This window comes from Enterococcus sp. AZ120, assembly GCF_050546165.1.
GTDB classification, from domain to species: domain Bacteria; phylum Bacillota; class Bacilli; order Lactobacillales; family Enterococcaceae; genus Enterococcus; species Enterococcus faecalis.
Window position 1 is genome coordinate 926,288 of the sequence record NZ_CP172950.1, and the last position, 24,756, is coordinate 951,043.

Annotated in this window: 22 protein-coding genes, 1 other RNA gene and 1 pseudogene; 21 read left to right on the forward strand and 3 right to left on the reverse strand. The window is 38.7% G+C overall.

From position 1 onward, the window contains the following. Positions 1–16: 16 nt before the first annotated feature. Positions 17–2,353: a PBP1A family penicillin-binding protein gene (locus IGJ46_RS04525; RefSeq protein WP_375343102.1), complete on the reverse strand. Its 2,337-nt coding sequence runs from the start codon at positions 2,351–2,353 to the stop codon at positions 17–19. A 41-nt stretch (positions 2,354–2,394) separates the two neighbouring features. Then, positions 2,395–3,012: a Holliday junction resolvase RecU gene (recU, locus tag IGJ46_RS04530; protein ID WP_010819920.1), complete on the reverse strand. Its 618-nt coding sequence runs from the start codon at positions 3,010–3,012 to the stop codon at positions 2,395–2,397. A 62-nt stretch (positions 3,013–3,074) separates the two neighbouring features. On the opposite strand from recU, the gene IGJ46_RS04535 reads away from it, so the two are divergent. From IGJ46_RS04535 to IGJ46_RS04610, 16 genes and pseudogenes are all read left to right on the forward strand, one after another. Further along, positions 3,075–3,617, forward strand: a complete 543-nt coding sequence (locus IGJ46_RS04535) for a DUF1273 domain-containing protein (RefSeq protein WP_010822702.1) — start codon at positions 3,075–3,077, stop codon at positions 3,615–3,617. A 93-nt stretch (positions 3,618–3,710) separates the two neighbouring features. Then, positions 3,711–4,121, forward strand: a complete 411-nt coding sequence (gene gpsB / locus IGJ46_RS04540; RefSeq protein WP_002357990.1) for a cell division regulator GpsB — start codon at positions 3,711–3,713, stop codon at positions 4,119–4,121. A 107-nt stretch (positions 4,122–4,228) separates the two neighbouring features. Beyond that, an RNA gene (rnpB, locus tag IGJ46_RS04545) (RNase P RNA component class B) lies at positions 4,229–4,597 on the forward strand. Between the two features lie 237 nt (positions 4,598–4,834). Then, entirely contained in the window at positions 4,835–5,998 is a 1,164-nt protein-coding gene (locus IGJ46_RS04550) for a THUMP domain-containing class I SAM-dependent RNA methyltransferase (protein ID WP_218391494.1), read from the forward strand. Between the two features lie 18 nt (positions 5,999–6,016). Then, entirely contained in the window at positions 6,017–7,513 is a 1,497-nt protein-coding gene (locus tag IGJ46_RS04555) for a carboxypeptidase M32 (RefSeq protein ID WP_002377826.1), read from the forward strand. A 32-nt stretch (positions 7,514–7,545) separates the two neighbouring features. Next, positions 7,546–8,262, forward strand: a complete 717-nt coding sequence (locus IGJ46_RS04560; RefSeq protein WP_218391496.1) for a DnaD domain protein — start codon at positions 7,546–7,548, stop codon at positions 8,260–8,262. Positions 8,263–8,276: 14 nt separating this feature from the next. Further along, positions 8,277–8,924, forward strand: a complete 648-nt coding sequence (gene nth / locus IGJ46_RS04565) for an endonuclease III (protein ID WP_002357985.1) — start codon at positions 8,277–8,279, stop codon at positions 8,922–8,924. Between the two features lie 173 nt (positions 8,925–9,097). Further along, complete coding sequence (locus IGJ46_RS04570) at positions 9,098–9,862, forward strand: GntR family transcriptional regulator, LSA1692 subfamily (protein WP_002357984.1); 765 nt, start codon at positions 9,098–9,100, stop codon at positions 9,860–9,862. After that, entirely contained in the window at positions 9,859–11,157 is a 1,299-nt protein-coding gene (locus IGJ46_RS04575; RefSeq protein WP_002386630.1) for a Sapep family Mn(2+)-dependent dipeptidase, read from the forward strand. Before IGJ46_RS04570 ends, IGJ46_RS04575 begins: the two co-directional genes overlap by 4 nt. Positions 11,158–11,326: 169 nt before the next feature. Continuing rightward, the gene (locus IGJ46_RS04580) at positions 11,327–12,280 is read left to right on the forward strand and encodes a N(4)-(beta-N-acetylglucosaminyl)-L-asparaginase (RefSeq protein ID WP_002361636.1); all 954 of its coding nucleotides are present in this window, start codon (positions 11,327–11,329) and stop codon (positions 12,278–12,280) included. A 19-nt stretch (positions 12,281–12,299) separates the two neighbouring features. Continuing rightward, positions 12,300–12,629: a PTS sugar transporter subunit IIB gene (locus IGJ46_RS04585; RefSeq protein WP_002357981.1), complete on the forward strand. Its 330-nt coding sequence runs from the start codon at positions 12,300–12,302 to the stop codon at positions 12,627–12,629. An 18-nt stretch (positions 12,630–12,647) separates the two neighbouring features. After that, entirely contained in the window at positions 12,648–14,003 is a 1,356-nt protein-coding gene (gene celB / locus IGJ46_RS04590) for a PTS cellobiose transporter subunit IIC (protein WP_002384702.1), read from the forward strand. 17 nt (positions 14,004–14,020) lie between these two features. Continuing rightward, positions 14,021–14,539 (forward strand): annotated as a pseudogene (locus tag IGJ46_RS04595) (GrdB-related putative oxidoreductase). Positions 14,540–14,575: 36 nt separating this feature from the next. Next, a complete protein-coding gene (locus tag IGJ46_RS04600) occupies positions 14,576–17,038 on the forward strand; it encodes a helicase C-terminal domain-containing protein (protein WP_430613962.1) in 2,463 nt (820 codons plus the stop codon). Continuing rightward, a complete protein-coding gene (locus IGJ46_RS04605) occupies positions 17,035–18,000 on the forward strand; it encodes an asparaginase (protein ID WP_002357976.1) in 966 nt (321 codons plus the stop codon). The genes IGJ46_RS04600 and IGJ46_RS04605 overlap by 4 nt, the downstream gene beginning before the upstream one ends. A gap of 21 nt (positions 18,001–18,021) precedes the next feature. After that, positions 18,022–18,705, forward strand: coding sequence for an HD domain-containing protein (locus IGJ46_RS04610; RefSeq protein WP_002407101.1), 684 nt, complete (start codon positions 18,022–18,024; stop codon positions 18,703–18,705). Positions 18,706–18,721: 16 nt separating this feature from the next. Here the strand turns inward: IGJ46_RS04610 and IGJ46_RS04615 are convergent, their stop codons facing one another. After that, positions 18,722–19,216 (reverse strand): YajQ family cyclic di-GMP-binding protein, encoded by a 495-nt coding sequence (locus IGJ46_RS04615; RefSeq protein WP_002357974.1) that lies wholly within the window; start codon positions 19,214–19,216, stop codon positions 18,722–18,724. 234 nt (positions 19,217–19,450) lie between these two features. On the opposite strand from IGJ46_RS04615, the gene IGJ46_RS04620 reads away from it, so the two are divergent. The 5 genes from IGJ46_RS04620 to IGJ46_RS04640 all read left to right on the forward strand — a co-directional run bounded on the left by IGJ46_RS04620 (position 19,451) and on the right by IGJ46_RS04640 (position 24,603). Continuing rightward, a complete protein-coding gene (locus IGJ46_RS04620; RefSeq protein WP_002381974.1) occupies positions 19,451–20,407 on the forward strand; it encodes a YitT family protein in 957 nt (318 codons plus the stop codon). Between the two features lie 202 nt (positions 20,408–20,609). Further along, entirely contained in the window at positions 20,610–21,479 is an 870-nt protein-coding gene (locus IGJ46_RS04625; RefSeq protein ID WP_002357972.1) for a class II fructose-bisphosphate aldolase, read from the forward strand. Between the two features lie 173 nt (positions 21,480–21,652). Next, on the forward strand, positions 21,653–22,945 hold the full coding sequence (locus IGJ46_RS04630) for a UDP-N-acetylglucosamine 1-carboxyvinyltransferase (protein WP_002357969.1): 1,293 nt from the start codon (positions 21,653–21,655) through the stop codon (positions 22,943–22,945). Beyond that, positions 22,942–24,234: a transcription termination factor Rho gene (rho, locus tag IGJ46_RS04635; protein ID WP_002357968.1), complete on the forward strand. Its 1,293-nt coding sequence runs from the start codon at positions 22,942–22,944 to the stop codon at positions 24,232–24,234. Before IGJ46_RS04630 ends, rho begins: the two co-directional genes overlap by 4 nt. A gap of 99 nt (positions 24,235–24,333) precedes the next feature. Next, a complete protein-coding gene (locus IGJ46_RS04640) occupies positions 24,334–24,603 on the forward strand; it encodes a type B 50S ribosomal protein L31 (RefSeq protein ID WP_002357967.1) in 270 nt (89 codons plus the stop codon). Positions 24,604–24,756: the final 153 nt, after the last annotated feature.

Here is a 24,756-nt window from a genome sequence, read left to right on the forward strand (position 1 = left end):
ATGAGCCCCGTACTTTTTATGCTGCTTTATTTTCATCTGGTTTAGAACTACTTTCAGGTGGTTGCGGCGGTTCTTGTGAACTAGAACTTGATGGTTCAGGTGGTTGTTCCGATGTTGCCGGTTGCTCTGCTGAGGAAGAGCTTGCCGGTTGTTCGGTTGATGATGGCGCTTCAGAGGAAGAAGGCGCACTTTCTGAACTAGAACTTGATGAACTTTCCGCTTCTTTTGTGGAAGAGGATTCCACCGTACTGCTAGATTCCGGCTGTGGTGCTGAAGAGGTAGTACTTGGTAAAACTTGTACATTTGGTACCTCATAGGCATCTTTCACGTATAATTCATTACCTACCCGCACAACACTGTCTGGCTGCACCCAGTCATCGTTTGAAACATTTTGAGACAAGTAACTCATTATTTCACGATAAACATCCGAGGCAATTCCATAGTATTCTTGATAGATTGGTGTATTTCGATCATTGTATCCAGTCCAAACAGAAACGGCATAGTGTGTTGTATAACCAACAAAGGTACTATCCGGGGCAATTCCTTTTTCTGTTGTCCCCATTCGTGCTAAATCTTCATCAGTATAGTTAGAAGTCCCTGTTTTGGCCGCTTGGATTAAGCCTGGAATGGCGCCGTTAAATCCTGTTCCGCCATTTAAAACATCTTTTAACATATCCGTCATCATATAGGCGGTAGAGTCTTTCATCGCACGTTTACCATCAGGTTGATAATCAACGCTAGTTCCATCATTGAAAACGACTTTGTTTACGTAATACGGTTTGTTATAAATCCCGTTATTGGCGAAAGCCGCATAAGCTGCTGCTAACTTCAATGAGGAAATCCCGTATTTATCGCCATCTACATCGCTTGTGTTACTTGAAATGGCATTCGAGGCTTCTAAGTTTTTATAGTCAATTCCTAGTCCTTTAATGAAAGGCATGATGTTTTCTTTACCAACTTCATCAAACGTCTGGACCGCGGTGGTGTTACGAGAACCCATAATCGCACGGCGCATAGTAATGACGCCTTGGTATGTTAAATCAGAGTTGAAGACATCAATGTCGGTACCAGGATATTTCGTTGGTTTATCCACCATGAGGCGACCTGTCGAATAATTTAAATTCTCAATTGCGGGACCATAATCCATGATTGGTTTCACGGTTGAACCAACATCACGTTGGGTGTTAACAGCTAAATTGTTTCCTAATTGCACATCATCAGGAATGTGACGACCACCAATCTGTGCTCGGACTTGTCCAGAGGCAACATCAATAACGGTTGAAGCCACTTGCATTTTATCATCTGGAAACGCAACGTATTGATCACTGTTGACAATATCGTAAAGTTGTTTTTGGGCATTCATATCTAAGTTTGTGTAGATATCTAGTCCGTCTGTGTAAACATTTTTACCAGTTTTTGCTTTCACTTCATTGATTACTTCTTTGACATAATTATCTACGACTTTTCGATTGTCATCACTGGCTTTTAATGGCACTAAGCCTTCATCGATTGGGGTAGCTTTAGCTTTTTCGTACTCTGCTTTCGAGATTTTTTTATTGTCGTACATTGTGTAGAGTACAACATCCCGGCGTTCTTTAGCAGTATCTGGCTTTGTATAGGGATCGTATGAGTTTGGCGCTTGTGGCATTCCTGCCAGTAGGGCCGTTTGTGGTAAATCAAGTTCAGATAAATGTTTACCATAATAATTTTCAGCCGCTGTTTCCATTCCATAAAAACCATTCGCCATGTAGACTTTGTTAATGTAGTAAGTTAAAATTTCTTCTTTTGATTTTTCACGTTCTAAACGAACAGCCATCCATGCTTCTTGTGCTTTCCGTTTCAAGGTTTGGTCAGATTCTTTTGTAGAGAAGTAGGACAATTTAATTAATTGTTGGGTTAAGGTACTTCCGCCTTGTAATCCACCATTTTTGACATTTGAAAGGGCAGAACCGATAATCCGAATCGGATCCACACCAATGTGTTTATAGAAACGACGGTCCTCGACAGAAACAATGGCATCTTTTAATAATTGAGGCACATCATTTGGTTGAATTAATTCACGCTTTTCTGCGCCTAAATCCTCAAAAATTTCATTATTAATATCGTAAAGCTTCGATGAAACTGTCGCATTCAGTTTGTCATCTTCTAATTTTGGGGCTTGTCGTGCATAGAACCAAAAAAGACCAACGCCTGCTAAAAAAGCGACCATCCCAGCGATAAGTAAGCCAAGAAAGATTTTTAAAACAAGCCGTTTTTTCTTTTTCGGCGGTTGTGTCTTTTTCTTGTAACTCGACTTCGATGAGGTGTTGGATGCATGTCTAGCAGCTCGCGAGCCTGAATTTGCGGTTGGCATAAATAGCAACTCCTTTGTTATACTTTCAAAACTTTATGAATCTAGTGTGTCTGAATATATTGTTCCACTGCGTCGAGATAAGGGATTCGCGGTGCGATTCCAAAAGATAATTCAATTCCTTCTTTCTCGATGAGTGCAAGCGGCATAGATTTTTTCCCAGTAACTGCTTGGTTTTTCCAATGCGTTATTAGATTTTCACCACTAAAAAAGAAGCAGCGTTTTAAGCTTGAAAACCATAATAGCACAAAACAAATCCCTTGTTGTGCTATACATTGTTCCATATGATCAATTTGATGTTGATGAAAATTTTTAAAGGGAAAGGACGTGGTATTTTTCGTTTCTTTCGCTTCAAAATCTATGTAACGGCCTTGATATACACCGTTATAATCAGTCGTTGAAGCTTGTCTAAAGTAGGCCTCCTTAATAACAGCCGCACTTCGTTTGGGATAATCTACTTTAACAATTTGAACAGGAGTGGGTTTCTTATGAACGATTGCTTGCTTATTCAATAGATAATATTGATTGCTTTGATTGATCGCTTCTTCGAAATCCATCCCGCGATTACCAAATTCAACGGGGCGTTTCTTTTTTACTTGTTTTTTTGGTGATTGTGCTTCATGATGATTATAAGGTATTCCGTTAGGATAATGGAACGTCACGTTTATCACACTCCTAGCCTGTATTATACCAAAAAAAAGACCTGAAAGAAAAGGGATGACTTATGGAAATGATAAAAACCCTCTATGTCACCGGTTATCGCAGCTTTGAATTGGGGATATTTCAAGGAAAAGACCCGAAAATCACAGTTATTAAAAATGTCTTAAAAAAAGAGTTAGCCAGTTATATTGAAGCGGGAGTAGAATGGATTTTGATTTCTGGCAATTTAGGTGTTGAACTTTGGACAGCTGAAGTAGTTGGGGAATTAAAAACGGAATATCCAGAAGTCCAGCTAGGTTTGCTTTATCCATTTAAAGACTTTGGCAATAATTGGAATGAACAAAATGGAGAACTGTTAACGAAAGCGGAAAGTTTGGCTGATTATATCAACTCAGTAAGTCACCAGCCCTATCAATCGCCAGCACAATTAAAAATGCATACAAAATTTCTTTTGGAACATTCTGGGGGCAGCTTACTTATTTATGACAAAGAGTACCCTGGCAAAACGGAGTATTTTTTAAAGGACGCACAACATTTTTCGGAACGAGAACCCTATGATATTCGCTTAATTACAATGGATGATTTACAAAACTCGGTGATTGATTAGAGAATCTGTTTGATTTTCTAGCTATTTTTCGTTACAATAGTATTTGTGGAACTATGAAATTTTCTATCGTAAATAAACAAATGAGGTGTAAACATGGCAAATTTAGTATATAGTCCTAAAGACATTTTACAAAAAGAATTTAAAACGAAAATGATGAACGGGTATGACCCAATTGAAGTAGACGAATTTTTAGACAATGTCATTAAAGACTACGAAGCTTATAATAAAGAATTATTAAGCTTGCAAGAAGAAAACAGCCGCTTAATGGCAAAATTAGACCAATTATCAAAAGCCCAACCAACGCCTCGTGTTGCTCAAGAAGTACCAAAAAGTGCAGCAGTGACCAACTTTGATATTTTAAAACGTTTATCAAACTTAGAGCGTGAAGTTTTTGGTAAAAAGTTAGATGAAACACCTTCAACACCTGTAACGCCTTCCGCACCGTCAATGACTGCAGAACCAGCGAACCATGATGTTGATAATGCACAAACTCGTCAATTTTAGCAAGACAATTTAAGTCAAGTTTTCACGAGGAACAAAAAGCATTTGTTAGAATAGCGGACACTTGTTTTAGTGTATAAATTTTTGCTGTTCGTTTAAACAGATTTGTAATTTTCGGGTGATCGCGGTTTGCTTTTGCAAGCTGAGGAAAGTCCATGCTCGCACAAGCTGAGATGCTTGTAGTGTTCGTGCTTAGCGAAATCATAAGCTAAGGTACTCTTTTAGAGTAACGGCAGGAAAAATGACTAAGGTTTCGACTATGTCAAAGTATCCTTGAAAGTGCCACAGTGACGAAGCGATGTGGGAAACTCCATCGGTGGAACGCGGTAAACCCCTCGAGCGAGCAACCCAAACAATGGTAGGGGCGCTCTTCTAAAGGAAATGAACGAGTAGAAGAGGCAGAGTTTACTCTGCAGATAGATGATGACCGTCACCAATTTTTCCTGAAGAATTGGTGATACAGAACATGGCTTATAGAAAATTACAAGTAATTCAGGAAGACCTTCCAACGTAGTTGTGAAGGCTTTTTTTACGAAAAGAATAAAAAAATGTTAAAATAAAGAAACTGAGATAAAAGTAGTAAGCTGTCTGTTCTAAAGATGGCGGGACAGGACCGTTTAGTTCAGAGAAAGCGGACAATTATAAAAAACAAGCGGAGCAGTAGTCGGCAGGACTGTTAGCTCCAGACAATAAAAAAGAGTCAAGAAGGAGTTTTTATGACGAAAGAAAAAACATTCAAACTTGTTGCAACGGCTGCTAGTGGCTTAGAAGCATTAGTTGGAAAAGAATTGCGTGATTTAGGGATTCCCTGTGAAGTAGAAAATGGCCGGGCCGTCTTTGAAGGCACTGTTGAAACAATTGCTACTGCCAATTTATGGCTACGGACAGCAGATCGGATTAAAATCGTCGTTGGCGAATTTAATGCCTATAGTTTTGATGAATTATTTGAAAAAGTTAAAGCACTTCCTTGGGAAGATTATTTGCCTTTAGATGCAGAATTTCCAGTTGCAGGTAAATCAATTAAGTCAAAATTGTATAGTGTTCCTGATTGCCAAGCCATCACCAAAAAAGCCATTGTTAACCGTTTAAGAGAAGTTTACCATCGTCCAGCGACGGTGCCTTTAACCGAAACAGGAGCTTTGTTTAAATTAGAAGTGGCTCTTCTAAAAGATAAAGTGACGTTGACGTTGGACACGACTGGACCAAGTTTATTTAAACGAGGCTATCGCATTGAAAAGGGGGGCGCACCTCTTAAGGAAAACATGGCAGCTGCTTTAGTGATGTTGACCAATTGGCGCAAAGATCGTCCTTTTTATGATCCAGTTTGTGGTTCTGGAACAATTTGTATTGAAGCAGCATTAATTGGCCATAACATTGCCCCTGGCTTTAATCGTAGTTTCACTTGTGAAACATGGAATTGGGTTGATCCAGCGATGTTTGAAAAAGTACGTAACGAAGCCGAGGCAAAGGCAGACTACGATGTTGAATTAGATATCTGTGGTTCAGATGTTGATGGGCGAATGATTGAAGTCGCACGAGCGAATGCTGAGGAAGTTGGTTTAGGTGATTCAATTACCTTTAAACAATTGGCATTAAAAGATTTTACAACCGAGAAGGAATATGGTGTAATGGTAGCTAACCCGCCTTATGGTGAGCGTTTAGGAGAAGAGGAAAGTGTTCGTCGTTTGTATAAAGAAATGGGCCATGTTTTCCGTCCGTTAACTACTTGGAGCAAGTATATACTGACGAGTGATCTTGCTTTTGAAGAATATTATGGTGCCAAAGCTACTAAAAAACGGAAGCTTTACAACGGAGCCTTACGAACAGATTTATTCCAATACTGGGGAACACGTCCACCAAGAAAACCACGGGAAGACTAAGAAAGCTGGTGTAAAAAAATGAAGGAAGCTGTATTTTTACAAGAAGTGAAAGAAATTCAATTACTAAAAAATGCCTTGACATTATTAGACTGGGATTCATCAACTGGGATGCCAGAAAAAAGTAGTCCTTTTCGAGGAGAAGTAGAAGGGTATTTAACCGGATTATATTTTGAACGAAGTATTGGCCCAGTTATTCAAGAAGCATTGGCCTATTTTGAGACACGCCCTGAAGAATTATCTGAATTAGGGAAACTGGTTTTTGAAAAAGTAAAAGAAGAATATGCTTTGAATAAAAATGTTCCAGCTGAACGTATGCAAGAATATGTTAAAGTATTAAACCAAGCACATACAGATTGGCTAAAAGCACGCGCTGCACAAGATTTCGGCTTGTTAGAAGAAACCTTAACGAAGGTCGTTGCGTTCCAAAAAGAGTTCATTCCTTATTGGCAAAAAGAAGAAAAAACACCGTACGATGTGTTATTAAATCAATTTGAACCGGGAATGACGGTTGAGAAGCTAGACCAAGTATTCGACCAAGTAAAACAAGGGATTCAAGAAATTCGGACCGTTTTAGCGGAAAAAGGTACGCCGCCTAGAACTGACTTTTTATCTAGAAAAATGACCAAAGAACAACAACGCCGTTTTGTGATTGGTGTGGTTGAACAATTAGGCTATGATTTTTCAAAAGGCCGATTAGATGATACAGTTCATCCATTTATGACAGCTCTAAATCGAAATGATGCGCGGATTACTACGCGCTGGGAAGAAAATAATTTCTCAATGGCAACATTTGGTGTGATTCATGAAGCGGGTCATGGGATGTACGAACAAAATTTTGATCCTAAATTTGACTTTACGCCGCTAAGCGAAGGTGCCTCTATGGGGATTCACGAATCACAATCGCTCTTTAATGAAATTATCATTGGTAGCAACCGGGCTTTTTGGCAAAAACAATACCCGTTTTTCCAAGAATGCGCAGAAGGTACTTTTGATGATATTGCTTTTGAAGATTTCTATGCTTCTTTAAAAGAAACGAAAGCAAGTTTGATTCGGATTGATTCCGATAGTCTCACCTATCCTTTGCATATCATTATTCGTTATGAAATTGAAAAAATGTTATTTAATGGTTCTTTGGAAGTCGCTGATTTGCCAAAAGTGTGGAACGAAAAATACCAAGAGTACTTAGGCGTATCACCTGAAAATGATTTAGAAGGTGTCCTTCAAGATGTTCATTGGTCTGGAGGTAGCTTTGGTTATTTCCCATCTTATGCCTTGGGTTATATGTACGCCGCGCAACTATTTCACGCAATGAAACAAGAATTATCTGTTGATGAAATTTTAGCTTCGGAGGATTATTCTGATATCCGTAAATGGTTAACACAACATATTCATCAGTACGGCGCTTCACGTAAACCAAATCAATTAATTTATGATGCAACGGGAGAAGAATTGAATCCTAGTTATTTAATTGATTATATGAAAGCTATTTATTTTGATGTTTATCAAGTGCAATAAGTGAAACAAGCAAGGGGAAGTGGACAACAACAATGTTATCAATTCGTGAATATTTAGAAGCTGGTGAAACAACAATCTCAAACTTACTATTTGATCATTACCAAAAAATTGGTTTGAAAGATGATGAATTTCTCTTTTTACTGCAACTTTTTCGTTCGCAAAATGCAGGCGATTTATTTCCAGACTTAATGGCGATTGCAGAGACGATGGGTAAAACGCCAGATACGATTTATAAGTTGTTAAATCAATTGGTTTCTCGCGGATTTATTCGAATTGAAACACAACAAAACCAAAAAGGTCAAATGATGGATACGTATGATTTACTGCCTGTTTTTCAAAAGATTCAATTATTTTTACAAACGAGCAAAGAAAAACAAGTTGTCGCAAACCACGAAGATGAAATTAAACAGCTTTACCAAGGCTTTGAAAAAGAATTCGGACGTCCACTTTCACCAATTGAATTAGAAATGATTGGTCAGTGGTTGAACACGGACCATTATTCCCCTGAATTAATCCGGTTAGCGTTGCGAGAAGCCGTTTTAAATCAGGCGTATAGTTTGAAATATATTGATCGTATTTTACTTGCGTGGGAGCGTAAAAATATTACCACCAAAGAACAAGTGGCTGCTGATCAGAAAAAACGAAAAGATTCTATGATTCAAAATGAGATTGAACAACAAGTTCAGACACAAGAATCGTTACCAAAGGTTACATTACACAATTGGTTAAATCCAGAAGACAGTGAATAAAAAGGAGGTGGGCCATGCTATCAAAAGAGAAAACAATGGAAGCTATTGAAATTATGTATGAGATGTTTCCAAATGCAGAATGTGAATTAAAACATAAGAATCCTTTTGAATTATTAATTGCTGTGATTTTAAGTGCGCAAGCAACCGATGTATCGGTAAATAAAGCGACTCCTGGTTTATTCGCAGCTTTTCCAACACCAGAAGCTTTAGCAGCTGCGCCGGTGGAGGAGATTATTGCTAAAATAAAAACCATTGGCTTATATCGCAATAAAGCAAAAAATATTAAAGCGTGCGCACAACAACTTTTAGAACGTTTCAATGGAGAAGTTCCGCAAACCAGAGATGAACTGGTCAGTTTACCTGGCGTGGGGAGAAAAACAGCCAATGTAGTAATGGGAGATGCTTTCGGCGAACCGGCTTTTGCAGTAGATACACATGTGGAACGAGTGTCCAAGCGCCTTAGAATTTGTAAGCTAAATGCGAATGTTACTGAAGTTGAGCAAACCTTAATGCGTAAAGTTCCGAAAGAACTCTGGGTGAAAACGCACCATACCATGATTTTCTTTGGGCGTTATCACTGCCTAGCAAGAGCGCCTAAATGTGAAGCCTGTCCGCTACTCTATATGTGTCAAGAAGGCAAAGAACGGATGAAAGGGAAATAACACATTTTTTCCTAAAAAAGCGAGCCACAAGTCCAACCGACTTGTGGCTCGCTTTCTTTTTTTGATTTTTAAGAAACGCAACAAATGATTGCGGTTTCTTAAAAATTGATTTAGTATAGACAGTGTGGTATATACTAGAAAATTTATTTTTTTGAAGAAAGATAGGCGATGAAATGACAGAAAATGCACCCAAATTTAAGCAAATTTCTGCAGAAATTGAAAAGAAGATTCGAGACGGTCTGTATGTAAGTGCACAAAAATTACCTTCAGAATATGATTTAGCTAAAGAATATAACTGCAGTCGCTTGACCATCCGTAAAGCGATTGATGATTTGATCCGCAAAAATATTTTGGTAAAACGACATGGTAAAGGTAGTTATGTGATGTCGCAAGCGAAAATTCAAAGTGGTCGCGCTGGCTTACAAGGTTTTACTGAGGCAGCCAAAGCTTACGGGAAAAAAAGCCAGACAGAAGTCATTTCCTTTGAAGAAGTAGTACATCCCGCTGAGAAAATTCGGGAGGCGCTCCAAGTAGGCAAAAATGAGGCAATTTATGAACTGATTCGCCGCCGAATGTTAGACGGCGAACCAATGACAGTTGAAAAAATTTATTTGCCACAGGCATACGTACAAGGCCATACGAAGCAAGACTTCGAGGGCTCTCTTTTCTGCTTAATCGAGAAGAACGTCGAGATTGCTTATTCGCATCAAGAAATTGAAGCAATCTTAGTTGAAGCGGAAATTTCAGAATTATTGAATGTTCCTGTGGGCCAACCACTTTTACAAGTCCACTCTATCACCTATGCGCTTGATGCAACTCCTATTTTATATGATGTCTCTTTATATCGAGCAGATCGGTACACGTTTAAAAACACACTGACCCGCTATAGCCCGTCTGAAAACAACCAAGTGGAGCTAGGAGGTTCTTGGAACGAATGAAGATCAAAGAAGAAATAGCCGCTCAAAAAGATTTATTTTATGAAGACTTAAACAAAATTATCGCGATTCGAAGTGTGAAAGGGTCGCCTAAAAAAGAGGCGCCTTTTGGCGAAGGACCGAAAAGAGCCTTGGAAGAAACGCTGAAACTTGCAGAGCGTTATGGCTTTCAAACTGGGATTGTCAATGACGCAGTTGGCTATGCGCAATGGGGAACAGCGGAAGAATATCTGGGAATTATTGGTCATTTAGACGTAGTACCAGAAGGTTCTGGCTGGTCAGTGCCGCCCTTTCAATTAACGAAAAAAAATCAACGTTTGTATGGTAGAGGAATTCTAGATAATAAAGGTCCTATCTTGGCTTGCCTGTATGGAATGAAATTACTGAAAGAACTTGGTTACCAACCAAAGAAAACCATTCGCTTAATGTTTGGCACGGATGAAGAAAGTGGGAGTGGAGATATCCCCTTATATTTAGAGAAGGAAAACGCACCCGTTTTTGGATTTACTCCAGATTGTAAATATCCAGTAGTTTATGGGGAGCGAGGGATTGTTAATTATGAGATCACAACGACCATCCCAGATGATTCAAGTGAACAAATTGGTCAGATTATAGGTGATCAAGCAAAAGACCACGTACCTGATCAATTAAGTGTGGTGATTGCGGGAAAAACAACAGCAATCACGGGAAAACGTGCTCCTTCCAATGCGCCAGAACTAGGCAAGAACGCGATTACTTTATTGGCACAGAAAATTAGCGAGGAACAGTTAGTCAAAGGAAATTTATTACAGTATTTCGACTGGTTAACCGCTAGTTTTCACGAAAAGCACTATGGCGAAGGAGTAGCTCTAGACTTTAAGGATCAGGATAGTGGGCAATTGATTTTAACGCCCTATGCGTTGGAAAAACGAGGACAGCAATTGGTGTTATCATTGGCCGTGCGTTATCCTGTTTCTATTACAGAAAACGAAGTAACCACGCAGCTAACGAAGGCACTATTTCCAGAAAGTGAAGTGACCGTCATCCGCCGCCTCCCTAGTACGCTGTTTCCAAAAGATGAGCGCAATGTTCAAAAATTAACCAAGGTTTATGAACAAATTACTGGCTTAGATGGGACGCCAGTCACAACTACAGGTGCTACGTATGCTCGCTTTATGCCGAATATCGTTGCTTTTGGTCCATCATTTCCTGGTCAAAAAGGCATTGCGCATAACCAAGATGAATATATGGATGAAAAAGATTTACTGCTTAATCTGGAAATCTATATGCAAGCGATGATTGCATTAACAGAAGCATAAAACCAATAGAAGATACACGTATGAGAAGAAGCCAATGTGTTTCGTAGAGGTCGCATACGTGTATCTTCTATTTTTCTGTATAAAATTTCATTTTCAGTATATACAAAACAGTATATACTAGTTTATAATGGTGGAGAAATGTAAGCGTTAACGAAAGGGCGGATGGAAAATGACTTGGGGTGCAATTGCGACATGGCGGATGGCACATGATGGGTTACTAAAAGCTACAGAAGAATTACAACAAGGAGGTGCTGCAGGCACGGCCGTGGAACAATTAATTAAAGAAGTAGAAGACTATCCTTTTTATAAGTCAGTGGGCTACGGCGGTTTACCTAATGAGGAAGGGATTTTAGAAATGGATGCTGCCTATATGGATGGAGACACATTTGCAATTGGTGCTGTGGCGGGAATTACAGATGTTAAAAATCCGATTTCAGTAGCTAAAGCATTAAGTAAAGAGAAGTTTAATAGTTTTCGTGTTGGCGCAGGTGCAACGAAATATTCAATGTTGCACGGTTTTGAAAGAAAGAATATGTTGACAGAACGCGCTAATCAATGGTGGCAAAAGCGTTTAAAAGAAATTCAGGAAAATCAGTTGAACCCCTATGATGGGCATGATACTGTCGGCGCTATTACGTTAGACCAAACAGGATCAATGGCAGCTGGCACTTCCAGTTCGGGACTCTTCATGAAAAAAGCAGGACGTGTTGGCGATTCACCACTGTCAGGTTCTGGTTTTTATGTTGATAGCGAAATTGGTGGTGCTGCGGCTACAGGCTTAGGTGAAGATTTAATGAAAGGCTGTCTTTCTTATGAAATCGTTCGTTTAATGGGGGAAGGGCGCTCGCCACAACAAGCATGTGATCAAGCCGTCTATGCTTTTCATGAAAAATTGACCCAACGTTATGGGAAAGCAGGAGCTTTTTCACTAGTGGCCATGAACAAACAGGGAGACTGGGGCGTAGCTACGAATGTGGAATTTACTTTTACGGTTGGTACTGATATGCAGCAACCAGAAATCTATATTGCAAATCCAGGCAAGAATCATACCACAGAGATTCAGCCGATTTCACAAGAATGGTTAGCGGCCTATGAAAAAAGAATCAAAGCACCAATTGAATAAATGAGGAGAGTGAAGGAACATGAGTAAAAAACAAATTTATCTTTTTTGTGATGCAGGGATGTCTACAAGTATTATGGTAAATAAAATGATGGAAGTGGTGGAAAAACATCAAATGCCTTTAATGATTACTGCTTTTCCTATTGCAAGAGCACAAGAAGTGGTTGAAGCAGAGAAGCCTGTTGCTATTTTATTAGGACCACAAGTCCGTTTTTTATTAGAAAAAACAAAAGAACAATTTGCTCCTCAAGGGATTCCTGTCGCTGCAATTGCGCCAGAAATTTATGGCATGATGGATGGCGAAAAAGCATTGAAAGAAGCGCTGCGGTTAATTAAGCAAAATAAAAAATAATAGATAGGAGTGACGACCGTGCAAAAATTTTTGGATTGGTTAGAGCGCGTATTGACCCCTTTGGCAAAAGTGATAGGAGAAAATAAGTATTTAGTAGCGATTCGTGATGGCTTCCTTTTATCAACGCCCTTGTTGATTGTTGGTTCGGTCTTCTTATTAATTGCTAATTTTCCTTTGCCACAATGGGATACTTGGATGTCTCATTTGCTTGGTAAAGACTGGGCGACAATGATGTCTGTTCCAGCTAGTGCTAGTTTTGATGTAATGACTATTCTGGCCGTTGTCGGTATTGCCTATAGTTTAGGAAAACAATTCAATGTGGATGCAATGCAAGCAGGAATTATCGCATTGGTTTCATTTTTTATTGTAACGCCTTATCAAACATTATTTACACCGGAAAATAGTTCAAAGGTTTATGAAGTTACTAGTTTACCTTTAAAATGGATGGGTTCCAGTGGCTTGTTTTTAGGAATGATTGTCGCATTAATTGCGACTCGTTTATTTGTGGCCATTGTTCGTAAAGGGTGGACAATAAAAATGCCAGAAGGAGTGCCACCAACAGTGGTTAAGTCTTTTGAGGCCCTGATTCCGAGTTTTTTAGTTGTTACTCTCATGTTTTTAGTCAATTGGCTGGCTGCTTTAACTCCTTATGGTAATTTACAAGATGTTATTTTTGAATTTCTACAAACGCCCTTATTGAGTCTTGGTAATACCTTAGGTGCGATGAGCATTGCTTATTTATTTTTACACTTCTTTTGGTTCTTTGGCATTAACGGAGGTAGCGTGGTTGGCGCAGTCTTTAATCCTGTTTTGCGGGCATTGTCTGTTGAAAATTTACAAGCATTTAAAGACGGTCATGAAATTCCCAACATCATCACTGGACAATTTCAAGATATGTTTGCAACATTTGGTGGCGCCGGTTCCACACTCTCATTAATCATTGTGATGGTCTTATTCTGTAAAAGTCAACGAATTAAAAAGCTTTCGCAACTTTCACTAATTCCTGGTGTTTTTGGGATTAACGAACCAATCATTTTTGGGTTGCCAATTGTTTTAAATCCAATCCTTTTAATTCCATTTGTATTAGTACCTGCGATTAATATTATTATTGCCTATTTTGCTATGGATTGGGGCTTAGTTCCATTGACGAATGGTATTCAATTGCCGTGGACGACCCCGCCAATTATCTCAGGATTTTTAGTCAGCGGTTGGCAAGGATCAATTCTGCAAGCTCTCTTATTGGTACTAGGAATGTTCATTTACTATCCTTTTATTCGAGTTATGGATGACCAATATTTACGTGAAGAATGGAAAGCACAAGAAGAAGAGAGTGAAGAAATTGATTTTGATTCCTTTGACTTCGATGATTTATAAAAAAGGAGGAAATAGGCGTGAAAAAAATCCTTTTAGTCTTAAACCACAGTTTAGCAGGATTTGGCAGTGATGAACAAGCTCAGCTGAAACCAAGTGGTAAAAAAGCTCCCTTAGGTCCAGGGGTAACATTGCTACCATTTTTACAGAAGTAAGGAGCGGAAATTGTTGCGACACTTTATTGTGGTGACCAATATTATTTGGAAAACGAGGAAGAGGTAGCAAAGAAATTTATTGGCTTTGCAAAAAAGTTTCATGCCGATGCGGTTCTTTGCGGACCTGCCATGCATTATCCTAATTTTGGAGAAATGGCCGCTCGTCTAGCTTGTAAGTTTAATGCTGCGGGCATTCCTGCAATTGTAGCGATGGCAGAAGAAAATCCAGCAGTTAGTCACTATTATCAGCAAGTACCGATTGTGAAGATGCCCAAAAAGGGCGGCATTGGTTTAAATAATTCGTTTAAACAAATGGCGCAATTGGTCGTGGCAAAAGCAAATGGAAAAGAAACCAAACAGTTAGAAGAAACAAGTTGTTTTTAATTGTTGATAATCTAAAGAGAAATCCAGAATGAACGCATGATTGTGTTCGTTTTGGATTTTTTGCTTTTGTTTAGCGAATGTATGTTCTATAATAGGGAGGCAGATAGGTGGGATTACGTGAAATCAACGAGAAAAATTGCGGTGCGTCAAGTGGTCGAATTTATTTTAAGGCGGGGAAGTATCGATTCTCGCCATGTGAGTGAACATACACCACAAGAAGGTAGTCGCCTTCATCGAATGTTGCAAAAGGAAGCGGGGAGCCTTTATCAAAAGGAAGTATCTTTAAAAATTGAGGTGCCTTTAAATGGCCATAATTATTGTGTAGAAGGTCGTGCAGACGGCATTTTTGTGAAAGAAACTGGACAAGTGGTCATTGATGAAATTAAAACATCCGAACCAGCGTTTGAAGAATTACCGCCAGAAAAGGTCGAATTGTTTTGGTATCAAGCGATGTGTTATGGTCACATGTATTGCCAACAAGAACAACTTTCTGAAATAACGCTTCAACTCACTTATTATCAGACCACCACAAAACAAATCACACGACAAGAACGCCATTTTACAGAAGCTGCATTAGCGGAGTTTTTTACTGATTTGATGAAGCGCTATGAACAGTGGGTAATTTTTAAAGAAGAGTGGCGTATTTTGAGAAATAAATCATTAAAAAATCTTAGTTTTCCTTACGGGGAGTATCGCAAAGGGCAACGAGAATTGGCGGTAGCCGTCTATAAAACAATTCTTAGTAAACAGCGGCTCTTCGTGGAAGCACCAACTGGAACAGGCAAGACAATGTCCACTCTTTTTCCAGCGATGAAAGCAATTGGTGAAGAAGAAGGTGAACGGATTTTTTATTTAACAGCTAAGACCATCACGCGGCAAGTGGCTGAAGATGCCGTCAAAGCGCTGTCCGAAAAACAAGCGCAAACTAAGAGTATTACGTTAACAGCAAAAGATAAAATTTGTTTTTTAACTGAACGAAATTGTACACCAGAACATTGCCCGTTTGCTGACGGCTATTATGATCGTTTAAATGAGGGACTGTGGGATTTATTGCAACATGAAAATCATTTAACGAGAGAGGTTATTGAACGGTATGCACAAAAGCACCAATTGTGTCCATTCGAGTTGTCGCTAGATGCAAGTCTTTGGTGTGATTTAATTATTGGCGATTACAATTATCTATTTGATCCAACGGTTTATTTACGGCGCTTCTTTGAAGAACCCCAAAGTGCAGAAGAGAATATTTTTTTAGTGGATGAAACCCATAATTTGGTTAATCGTTCACGGGAGATGTATTCGGCCGCTATTTCTAGGAATGCGGTTTTGCAAATTCAAAAAAGATTGCAAAAAGAATCTGTTCAATTGAAAAGTGCTTGTCAAAAAGTCTTAACTACGTTTGATGATATTGAAGCAATCTGTGAAGAAAAAGACACGGATTTTTTTGCCCAACGTGCGCCAATTGATTCATTAGTTAAACAGATACATCGATTAACAGAAGTAATTGCAGAATGGTTGCCAGAAAATCAACACATTGAGGAATTGGCGTCGATTCTCAGTTTTTATTTTGATTGTTTAAGTTATCTTCGAATCAGCGAGTATTACGACAACGGCTTTTATACGTCTATTTCTTTGCGAAACTATGACTGCGTTGTGAAACAATTTTGTGTCGATCCGGCTTATTTATTGTCACAACGATTAGATAAAGGGAAAGCGAGTATCTTATTTTCGGCAAGTTTAACACCTCTGAATTATTATCAAGAAGTGCTTGGTGGAGGTGAAGAAAGCCTACGTTATCGGATTCCGTATCCTTTTCCAGAAGAAAATCAATTGTTGATGATTGGTAGTCATCTTCAAACAACCTATAAAAACCGTGAAAAAAGTTATCCACAGATTAGTGAACTTTTAGGGAAGTTAAGTGAAACAAAAACAGGTAATTATTTAATTTTCTTCCCTTCTTATGCCTATATGGATGATGTCTATCAAGTATTTAGCCAACGTTACCCGCAAGTAAAAACTCAAATTCAGGGAACGGACTTAAACGAAAAAGAGCGAGAAGCATTTTTAGCTGAATTTAAAGAGAATCCTCAAGAAACTTTCATCGGTTTTTGTGTTTTAGGTGGTATATTTTCAGAAGGAATTGACTTGAAAGGTACCCGATTGATTGGTACGATAATTGTTAGTGTCGGGCTACCACAAATGAACCCAGAGCAAGAACTGATTCGCACTTTTTATCAAGAAGAGCGAGGGCAAGGGTTTCAATTTGCGTATCAAATTCCTGGCATGAATAAAGTCTTGCAAGCGGCTGGACGTGTCATTCGAGATGCGCAAGATAAAGGCTTTGTGTTGTTATTAGACGAACGATTTGAATTACCAAGTGTCCAGCGTTTCTTTCCGCCGCATTGGTTGGCGCATCGAAAGGCAAACACCAGTGAACAACTCATTCAACAAGTGAAACAATTTTGGTTAAAAAATAAAGAAAACAAAGGAGGAAACAAATGAAGACCATTTTAGTCCTTCATACAGGTGGGACCATTTCCATGTCGAAAGTAGCAGGAGGAAGTGTTGCCCCGAATGAAAAAAATCCGTTGATGGAACAAGAAGCATTATTTTCTGGCAAGGTTCATTTAGTTGTTGAAGATATTTTTAATATTCCCTCACCACACATGACCTTAGAACGGATGTTTCAATTAAAAGAACGGATTCAAAAAGCTTATTCTGAACCAATTGATGGCGTGGTTATTACGCATGGAACAGATACATTAGAAGAAACTGCTTATTTTTTAGATATAACCTTAGAGAAAAAAATCCCCATTGTTTTAACAGGAGCAATGCGGTCAAGTAACGAAATCGGTAGTGATGGCTTGTATAATTTCATCAGTGCTATTTGGACTGCTTGTTCAGACGAATCGTACGATAAAGGTGTTTTAGTCGTGATGAATGATGAAATTCATACGGCGCGTTATGTGACAAAAACACATACAACGAACGTAGCGACGTTTCGGACGCCAACTTTTGGACCAATAGGAACCATTGCGAAAGAACGTGCTTTTTTTGCGAAAGAGGTCTTACCGCAAGAAGTTTGCGATGTTTCTTCTGTGAAAGGAAATGTTCACGTAGTGAAGGCCTATGCGGGGATGGGTGAACGGATGTTTGAATTATTAAACACCCCAGAAACGGATGGGTTAGTAATTGAAGCGCTAGGCGCGGGTAATTTACCGCCAGAAACGCTCCCAGCATTACAAAAAATGCTAGACAACGGGATTCCAGTCGTTTTAGTTTCTCGTTGTTCCAATGGCATTGCTGAAGATATCTATGATTATGCTGGTGGTGGCGTTGGCTTGAAAAAAATGGGGGTCGTTTTTGCCCGTGGTTTAAACGGACCGAAAGCGCGGATTCGTTTAATTGTTGGTTTAAACAGCGAAAAAAATCCTGCAGAGTTAAAAGAATTTTTGGAACAGTAACTAATTTTAAGGAGAAAATAAATGAAGCTGTTTGAACGCATTCATCAAGATACTGAAATTCGACAAATTTATGATGCAATTGGTCAAATGGAAGATGAAGAAGCTGGGTGGGCATACCATAATTGGTTTCATGTAACCAATGTCGTAGCCATGACGGAAATGATTTTGAAACAACTTGCTGTTTCAGAGGAGTATTTAGAGGCGGCAAAAATTGCGGCACTGCTCCATGATGTGGGTGCGCTACAAGGAAAAGCAGGACATGCACTTCGTGGGAAACAATTTGCAGAAGCATATTTTCGTAAGCAAAAGATTTGTTTGCCTTATCAAGAAGAAATTTTATCTTCTATAGAAAATCATAGTAATGGCTTTGATTCGGAAGAGTTAATGACACTAGCGCTAATCATTAGTGATAAGTTAGATATTACAACCTCTCGTGTTGCCAAGGCTGGTTATTTCGTGCCAGGAATGCGGCAATTTCAATTTTTAAAGAAAATTGAAATTATGCTTTCAGAACAAGAGGTTTGTGTCTCGTTTACGGCAGAAGAAGAACTGGATTTAGAAGAATTAAATGCGTTTTATTTTATGCCAAAGGTTTTCAAAGCAATTGCCGCTTTTTCAGAAAAAATCCAACGCCGACCAATCGTTTTATTGAATAATCAAGAATGGCCGGTACCAAAACTAAAAAATCCTTCAACTGTTCATTAACAGTTGAAGGATTTTTTTAGCGATAATTATTAAACTCAAGAGCCATTGGTAAATCTAATTCTCGTAAAAGAGCCATGACTTTTTGTAAATCATCCCGACTTTTTCCAGTTACCCGAATTTTGTCTTCTTGGATTTGTGACTTAACTTTAATCCCAGAGTTTTTGATAGCTGTGTTGATTTTTTTCGCATTTTCTTTATCAATACCACTGATTAAATCACCATATTGGCGAGCAGTACCGCCTAAGGCTTTTTCACTTTCTGAGAAATGAATATTTTTAATCGGAACATTGCGTTTGACTAATTTTCCAAATAAAATATCCTTCACTTGCTCGACTTTATAATCATCTTCAGCTACGACTACTAGTTTATCGTTTTCCAATTTAATATCAGCAATTGACCCTTTAAAGTCAAAACGATTTTTCAATTCTTTCAAGGCAATTTGAATCGCGTTTTTGACTTCCTCCATATTGACCTCTGAAACTACATCAAAACTTGCTTCTTTTGCAGCCATGTAAAAACCTCCTAAAATATTCTTTGCTTCATCATATCATGAAATAGTAAAAAAGGTTAGGCTAGAATCATTTTGAATAGAGAAATAAGAAGATCAATTTTTAGGGATATCTTCTCGCATTCTTTCATGGAAACGTTGCAAAAAAATTTTTTTCAATGTTCGCTTTTAGCCCCTTTTCTTTTAGGATAGAACCTGTTATTCTAAGTCAGAAGAATAGCGAAGGAGCGAAGAAAAATGAGTCGATTGGTTAGTACTTACCAAAGGAATGAATCGATAAAAAAAATAGCAGTGATGGCGATAACCGCTTTGACTTCTGCGGTCGGTTTGAATTTCTTTTTGATTCCGGCAAAAGTTTTTTCGGCAGGGATGAACGGAATTGCGCAAATCATTGCTACATTATTATATACAAATTTAGGAATCCATATTAATACAGGGATTTTCATTTTATTTTTAAACATTCCCGTCTTCATTCTAGGGTTTGTAAAATTAGGGAAACAATCAACGATTCTTAGTTTCATCAATGTTATTGGTATTTCCGTTGTCACTATGTTTGTGCCAATCGTAACAGTCACAACGAATCCTTTGATGAACGCAATTATGGGTGGTGTCTTAGTCGGCGTTGGCGCAGGGCTTTCATTGAAAATGGGCTTTAACACTGGCGGCATGGACATTATTTCACTGATTCTTTCAAAAACAACAGGGAAAACAGTTGGTAATTTTATGTTCTTATTAAATGGTATTATTGTGCTGTTGGCTGGTTTTGTATTTAACTGGGAAAGTGCGTTGTATACTATTATTTCTATTTACTGTTTGAGTCAGGTGGTCGACATGATTCATACCAGTCACCAAAAAGTCACAGCAATGATTGTCACTACGAGACCAGAAGCCGTTGCCTTAGAAGTTTCTCAACAAATCGCTCGTGGCATGACCTTGTTGCCTTCAATCGGCGGCTATTCAGGTGCAGAAGGTCGGATGATTATGATGGTCATTACTCGCTACGAACTCTATGATTTAGAACAAGCAGTTTACAGTATCGATGAGAATGCTTTTGTAAATATTTTACCAACACAATCGGTTTTAGGGCGTTTTGCCAATGAAGATGAACAACGGATTTTTCATAGTACTGGAACATTTCCTGAGCTTCAATCCTACAAGGTGAAACGTTATCCGCCAAAGAAAAAATTAAAATAGCAAGTCGGCCTTCAGATCCCAAAGTGATAACGGGAAAACTGGAGGTTTTTTTATAAAAATGAAGGTTATGTGAAAGAATAGACAAAAATTTTCTGAAAAAGGGAATTTTACTAGAAAAGTGTCAGGAATTCTGCTAAAATAGAACCGTTGGTTAGGGAACACCTAACAAATAAAGTTTTTAAAAACTTAGGAGGAATTTTTTATGCCAGTAGTATCAGGAGCAGAATTCTTAAAAGCAGCACGTAAAGGCGGCTATGCAGTAGGTGGCTATAACACAAATAACTTAGAATGGACACAAGCGATTTTAGAAGCAGCAGAAGCTAAAAAAGCACCAGTTCTAATCCAAACATCAATGGGCGCTGCTAAATACATGGGCGGCTACAAAGTAGCTAAAGACATGATTACTAATTTAGTAGACTCAATGAATATCACAGTTCCAGTAGCAATTCACTTAGACCACGGTGACTACGAAGCTGCTTTAGAATGTATCGAAGTTGGCTATACTTCAATCATGTTTGATGGTTCTCACTTACCATTCGAAGAAAACTTAAAATTAGCGAAAGATGTAGTTGAAAAAGCTCACGCTAAAGGTATTTCTGTCGAATGTGAAGTTGGTTCAATCGGTGGTGAAGAAGACGGAATCATCGGTACTGGCGAATTAGCTGATATCGAAGAATGTAAACAAATGGTTGCTACAGGTATTGACTACTTAGCATGTGGTATCGGTAACATCCATGGTCAATATCCAGAAAACTGGAAAGGTTTAGCATTTGATCACTTACAAGCAATTGCTGAAGCTGTCGGTTCTGATGTACCTCTAGTATTACACGGAGGTTCTGGTATTCCTCAAGAACAAATTGAAAAAGCAATTTCAATGGGTATCTCAAAAGTTAACGTAAATACAGAATTCCAATTATCATTCGCTAAAGCAACGCGCGAATATATTGAAGCTGGTAAAGATTTAGAAGGTAAAGGATTTGACCCTCGTAAATTATTAGCACCAGGTAAAGCTGCAATCATCAAAGATGCAGAAGAACACATTGATTGGTTCGGTTCAGCTAACAAAGCTTAATCAACTAGTTACGTTAAAGACAGCCACAGCACGTGGCTGTCTTTTTTATTTTTTGTTATTTTTTCATTCTATTAAAATACCTGAGAAGTTTTCTTTTTTCTTAAGCTTGATTATGATAGAATGATTGGGTAGTTTATTTAGAAAACGTATATTATAGATAGGTGAGAATATAAATGAAAAAAATCGTAATCAATGGGAATCGTCCATTAAAGGGCGAAGTAACCATTAGCGGCGCCAAAAATAGTGTGGTCGCTTTAATTCCAGCTGCTATTTTAGCAGATTCGCCCGTGACTTTAGATGGCGTTCCTGACATTCAGGATGTTCACTCATTAATTGAAATTTTAGAAATTATGGGTGCTAAAATTACTTTTGAAAATAATACATTAATTATTGACCCAACAGAAGTTGTTTCTGTGCCTATGCCAAAAGGAAAAATCAATAGCTTACGTGCGTCCTATTATTTTATGGGCTCACTTCTTGGTCGATTTGGGGAAGGCGTTGTCGGCTTACCTGGCGGTTGTTACTTAGGACCTCGTCCAATTGATTTACATATCAAAGGATTTGAAGCATTAGGCGCTCATGTAACCAACGAACATGGGGCGATGTACTTGAGAACAGACGAAGCTGGCTTACAAGGAACACGAATTTTTATGGATATGGTATCTATTGGCGCTACAATCAATGTCATGTTAGCCGCAGTTAAAGCCAAAGGCAAAACGATTATTGAAAATGCTGCGCGTGAGCCAGAAATTATTGATATTGCTACATTATTAAATAACATGGGTGCAAAAGTCCGAGGAGCTGGAACGGACGTTATTCGGATTGAAGGTGTCGAAGAATTACATGGTTGTCGTCACTCGATTATTCCAGATCGAATTGAAGCTGGGACTTATTTAGCTATGGCAGCAGCTATGGGTGAAGGAATCAAAGTTCGAAATGTTATTTATGAGCATTTAGAAAGCTTCATTGCGAAATTGCAAGAAATGGGCGTTAAGATGACAATTGAAGAAGACATGATTGAAGTTCATCCGTCACATGATCTGAAAATGACGACGGTGAAAACCTATCCGTATCCTGGTTTTGCCACAGACTTGCAACAACCGTTAACGCCATTACTTTTAAAAGCGCAAGGAACTGGTGAAATTATTGATACGATTTATGCTCAACGAAATAAGCATATCCCTGAGTTGGTGCGGATGGGGGCTGATGCTTCGGTTGAAGGCAATATGATTATCTTAAATGGCCCAAATCAATTGCACGGTGCAGAAGTAGTCGCCTCTGATTTACGGGCAGGCGCTTGCCTAGTCACTGCCGGCTTGATGGCTGAAGGTACGACCACGATTTATAATGTAGAATATATTTTACGTGGGTACGACCACATTATCGAAAAGTTAACTGCTTTGGGTGCTGATATTCAAATGCTAGAAACCGAAGAACAAGAAGGTCCGTTTGAGGTGGATCAATGAGCGACTATTTAACAATGGCTGAATTGGAAAACAGTACGTTAAAAGATATTTATGCGTACGCGAAAGAGTTTAAAATTCCTTATTATAGCCAAATGAACAAAAAAGAATTGTCTTTAGCTGTGATTCGTGCACAAGCTGAGAAGCAAGGGTTTTTCTTCATGGAAGGAATTTTAGATATTGTTTCTCAGGATGGTTATGGTTTTTTGCGACCAATTAATTATGGACCAAGTGCAGAAGACATTTATATTTCTTCTTCTCAAATTCGTCGTTTCGGATTGAGAAATGGGGACAAAGTAGCTGGCAAGGCGCGTCCGCCAAAGGAATCAGAACGTTACTATGGACTCATGCATGTTGAAAGTGTCAATGGGAAAGATCCTGAAGAAGCGAAAGAGCGGCCACATTTTCCAGCGCTAACACCGTTGTATCCTGAAAAACAATTAACGTTAGAAACAACGGCTGGCAGATTATCAACACGAATGATTGATGTATTTGCCCCAATTGGTTTTGGGCAACGTGGTTTAATTGTAGCGCCGCCAAAAGCGGGGAAAACAAGTGTTTTAAAGGAAATTGCTAATGGGATTACAGAAAATCATCCTGATGTGGAATTGATTCTGTTGTTAATTGACGAGCGTCCTGAAGAAGTGACTGATTTAGAGCGAAGTGTTAAAGGCGATGTGGTTTCTTCAACTTTTGATCAACAACCACAAAATCATACGCGAGTTGCTGAATTGGTTCTGGATCGAGCAATGCGCTTAGTTGAAGACAAACGGGACGTAGTTATTTTAATGGACAGCATCACTCGTTTAGCAAGGGCCTATAATTTAGTGGTCCCGCCTAGTGGTCGAACCTTAAGTGGTGGAATAGATCCAGCTGCGTTTTTCAAACCTAAACGATTTTTTGGTGCTGCCAGAAATATCGAAGAAGGGGGCAGTCTGACTATTTTAGCCACGGCATTGGTGGATACAGGTAGCCGAATGGATGATGTCATCTATGAAGAATTCAAAGGCACAGGCAACATGGAGCTCCATTTATCTCGTGAATTAGCAGAGCGCCGTATTTTCCCAGCAATTGATATTAAAAAATCAAGTACGCGAAAAGAAGAGTTGCTAATGACACCAGAACAACTAGAAGAAACGTGGAAATTGAGAAATAATATGTCAGGAGACTCGCTGGAATATACGGATCAATTCATAAAAATGTTGAAACGGACCCAAAATAATCAACAATTATTTGAAGTTTTCCATGATGTTTCGTTTGGCAAACAAATTAAAAGAAATCCAAAAAGATAATTGCATACCAACTGAAAACATGGTAAGATAGCATTGTTGTATACCGACAAAATAACTCTGATACAGCAAATGGATCAGGGCAAAGGAGCGAAAAAACGTATGAAACAAGATATCCATCCAAATTACCAACCAGTAGTATTCATGGATTCAACAACAGGTTTCAAATTCCTTTCAGGTTCAACTAAAGGATCTTCAGAAACTGTTGAATGGGAAGATGGCAACACTTATCCATTATTACGTGTTGAGGTTACTTCAGACTCACACCCATTCTACACTGGTCGTCAAAAATTCACACAAGCCGACGGACGTGTGGACCGTTTCAACAAAAAATACGGTCTCAAAGACGAAAACGCAAATCCAGACGCATAGTCTTTCAAAACATTGTTATGACAAGGTTTATAGAGGTTTTCCACTGTGGTGGGAAACCTCTATTTTTGTTGGATAGGCAGTTTTAAATTCAGAGAAATTATTTAAATATTATTTTATTTAACTGAAAGTATAGCTAGTCCGTATACCGTATAA

Coding starts and splice junctions, on each gene's coding strand:
- IGJ46_RS04525 (WP_375343102.1), bottom strand. CDS start 2,353: ATGCCAACCGCAAATTCAGGCTCGCGAGCTGCTAGACATGCATCCAAC.
- IGJ46_RS04535 (WP_010822702.1), top strand. CDS start 3,075: ATGGAAATGATAAAAACCCTCTATGTCACCGGTTATCGCAGCTTTGAA.
- gpsB (WP_002357990.1), top strand. CDS start 3,711: ATGGCAAATTTAGTATATAGTCCTAAAGACATTTTACAAAAAGAATTT.
- IGJ46_RS04550 (WP_218391494.1), top strand. CDS start 4,835: ATGACGAAAGAAAAAACATTCAAACTTGTTGCAACGGCTGCTAGTGGC.
- IGJ46_RS04555 (WP_002377826.1), top strand. CDS start 6,017: ATGAAGGAAGCTGTATTTTTACAAGAAGTGAAAGAAATTCAATTACTA.
- IGJ46_RS04560 (WP_218391496.1), top strand. CDS start 7,546: ATGTTATCAATTCGTGAATATTTAGAAGCTGGTGAAACAACAATCTCA.
- nth (WP_002357985.1), top strand. CDS start 8,277: ATGCTATCAAAAGAGAAAACAATGGAAGCTATTGAAATTATGTATGAG.
- IGJ46_RS04570 (WP_002357984.1), top strand. CDS start 9,098: ATGACAGAAAATGCACCCAAATTTAAGCAAATTTCTGCAGAAATTGAA.
- IGJ46_RS04575 (WP_002386630.1), top strand. CDS start 9,859: ATGAAGATCAAAGAAGAAATAGCCGCTCAAAAAGATTTATTTTATGAA.
- IGJ46_RS04580 (WP_002361636.1), top strand. CDS start 11,327: ATGACTTGGGGTGCAATTGCGACATGGCGGATGGCACATGATGGGTTA.
- IGJ46_RS04585 (WP_002357981.1), top strand. CDS start 12,300: ATGAGTAAAAAACAAATTTATCTTTTTTGTGATGCAGGGATGTCTACA.
- IGJ46_RS04600 (WP_430613962.1), top strand. CDS start 14,576: ATGATTGTGTTCGTTTTGGATTTTTTGCTTTTGTTTAGCGAATGTATG.
- IGJ46_RS04605 (WP_002357976.1), top strand. CDS start 17,035: ATGAAGACCATTTTAGTCCTTCATACAGGTGGGACCATTTCCATGTCG.
- IGJ46_RS04610 (WP_002407101.1), top strand. CDS start 18,022: ATGAAGCTGTTTGAACGCATTCATCAAGATACTGAAATTCGACAAATT.
- IGJ46_RS04615 (WP_002357974.1), bottom strand. CDS start 19,216: ATGGCTGCAAAAGAAGCAAGTTTTGATGTAGTTTCAGAGGTCAATATG.
- IGJ46_RS04620 (WP_002381974.1), top strand. CDS start 19,451: ATGAGTCGATTGGTTAGTACTTACCAAAGGAATGAATCGATAAAAAAA.
- IGJ46_RS04625 (WP_002357972.1), top strand. CDS start 20,610: ATGCCAGTAGTATCAGGAGCAGAATTCTTAAAAGCAGCACGTAAAGGC.
- IGJ46_RS04630 (WP_002357969.1), top strand. CDS start 21,653: ATGAAAAAAATCGTAATCAATGGGAATCGTCCATTAAAGGGCGAAGTA.
- rho (WP_002357968.1), top strand. CDS start 22,942: ATGAGCGACTATTTAACAATGGCTGAATTGGAAAACAGTACGTTAAAA.
- IGJ46_RS04640 (WP_002357967.1), top strand. CDS start 24,334: ATGAAACAAGATATCCATCCAAATTACCAACCAGTAGTATTCATGGAT.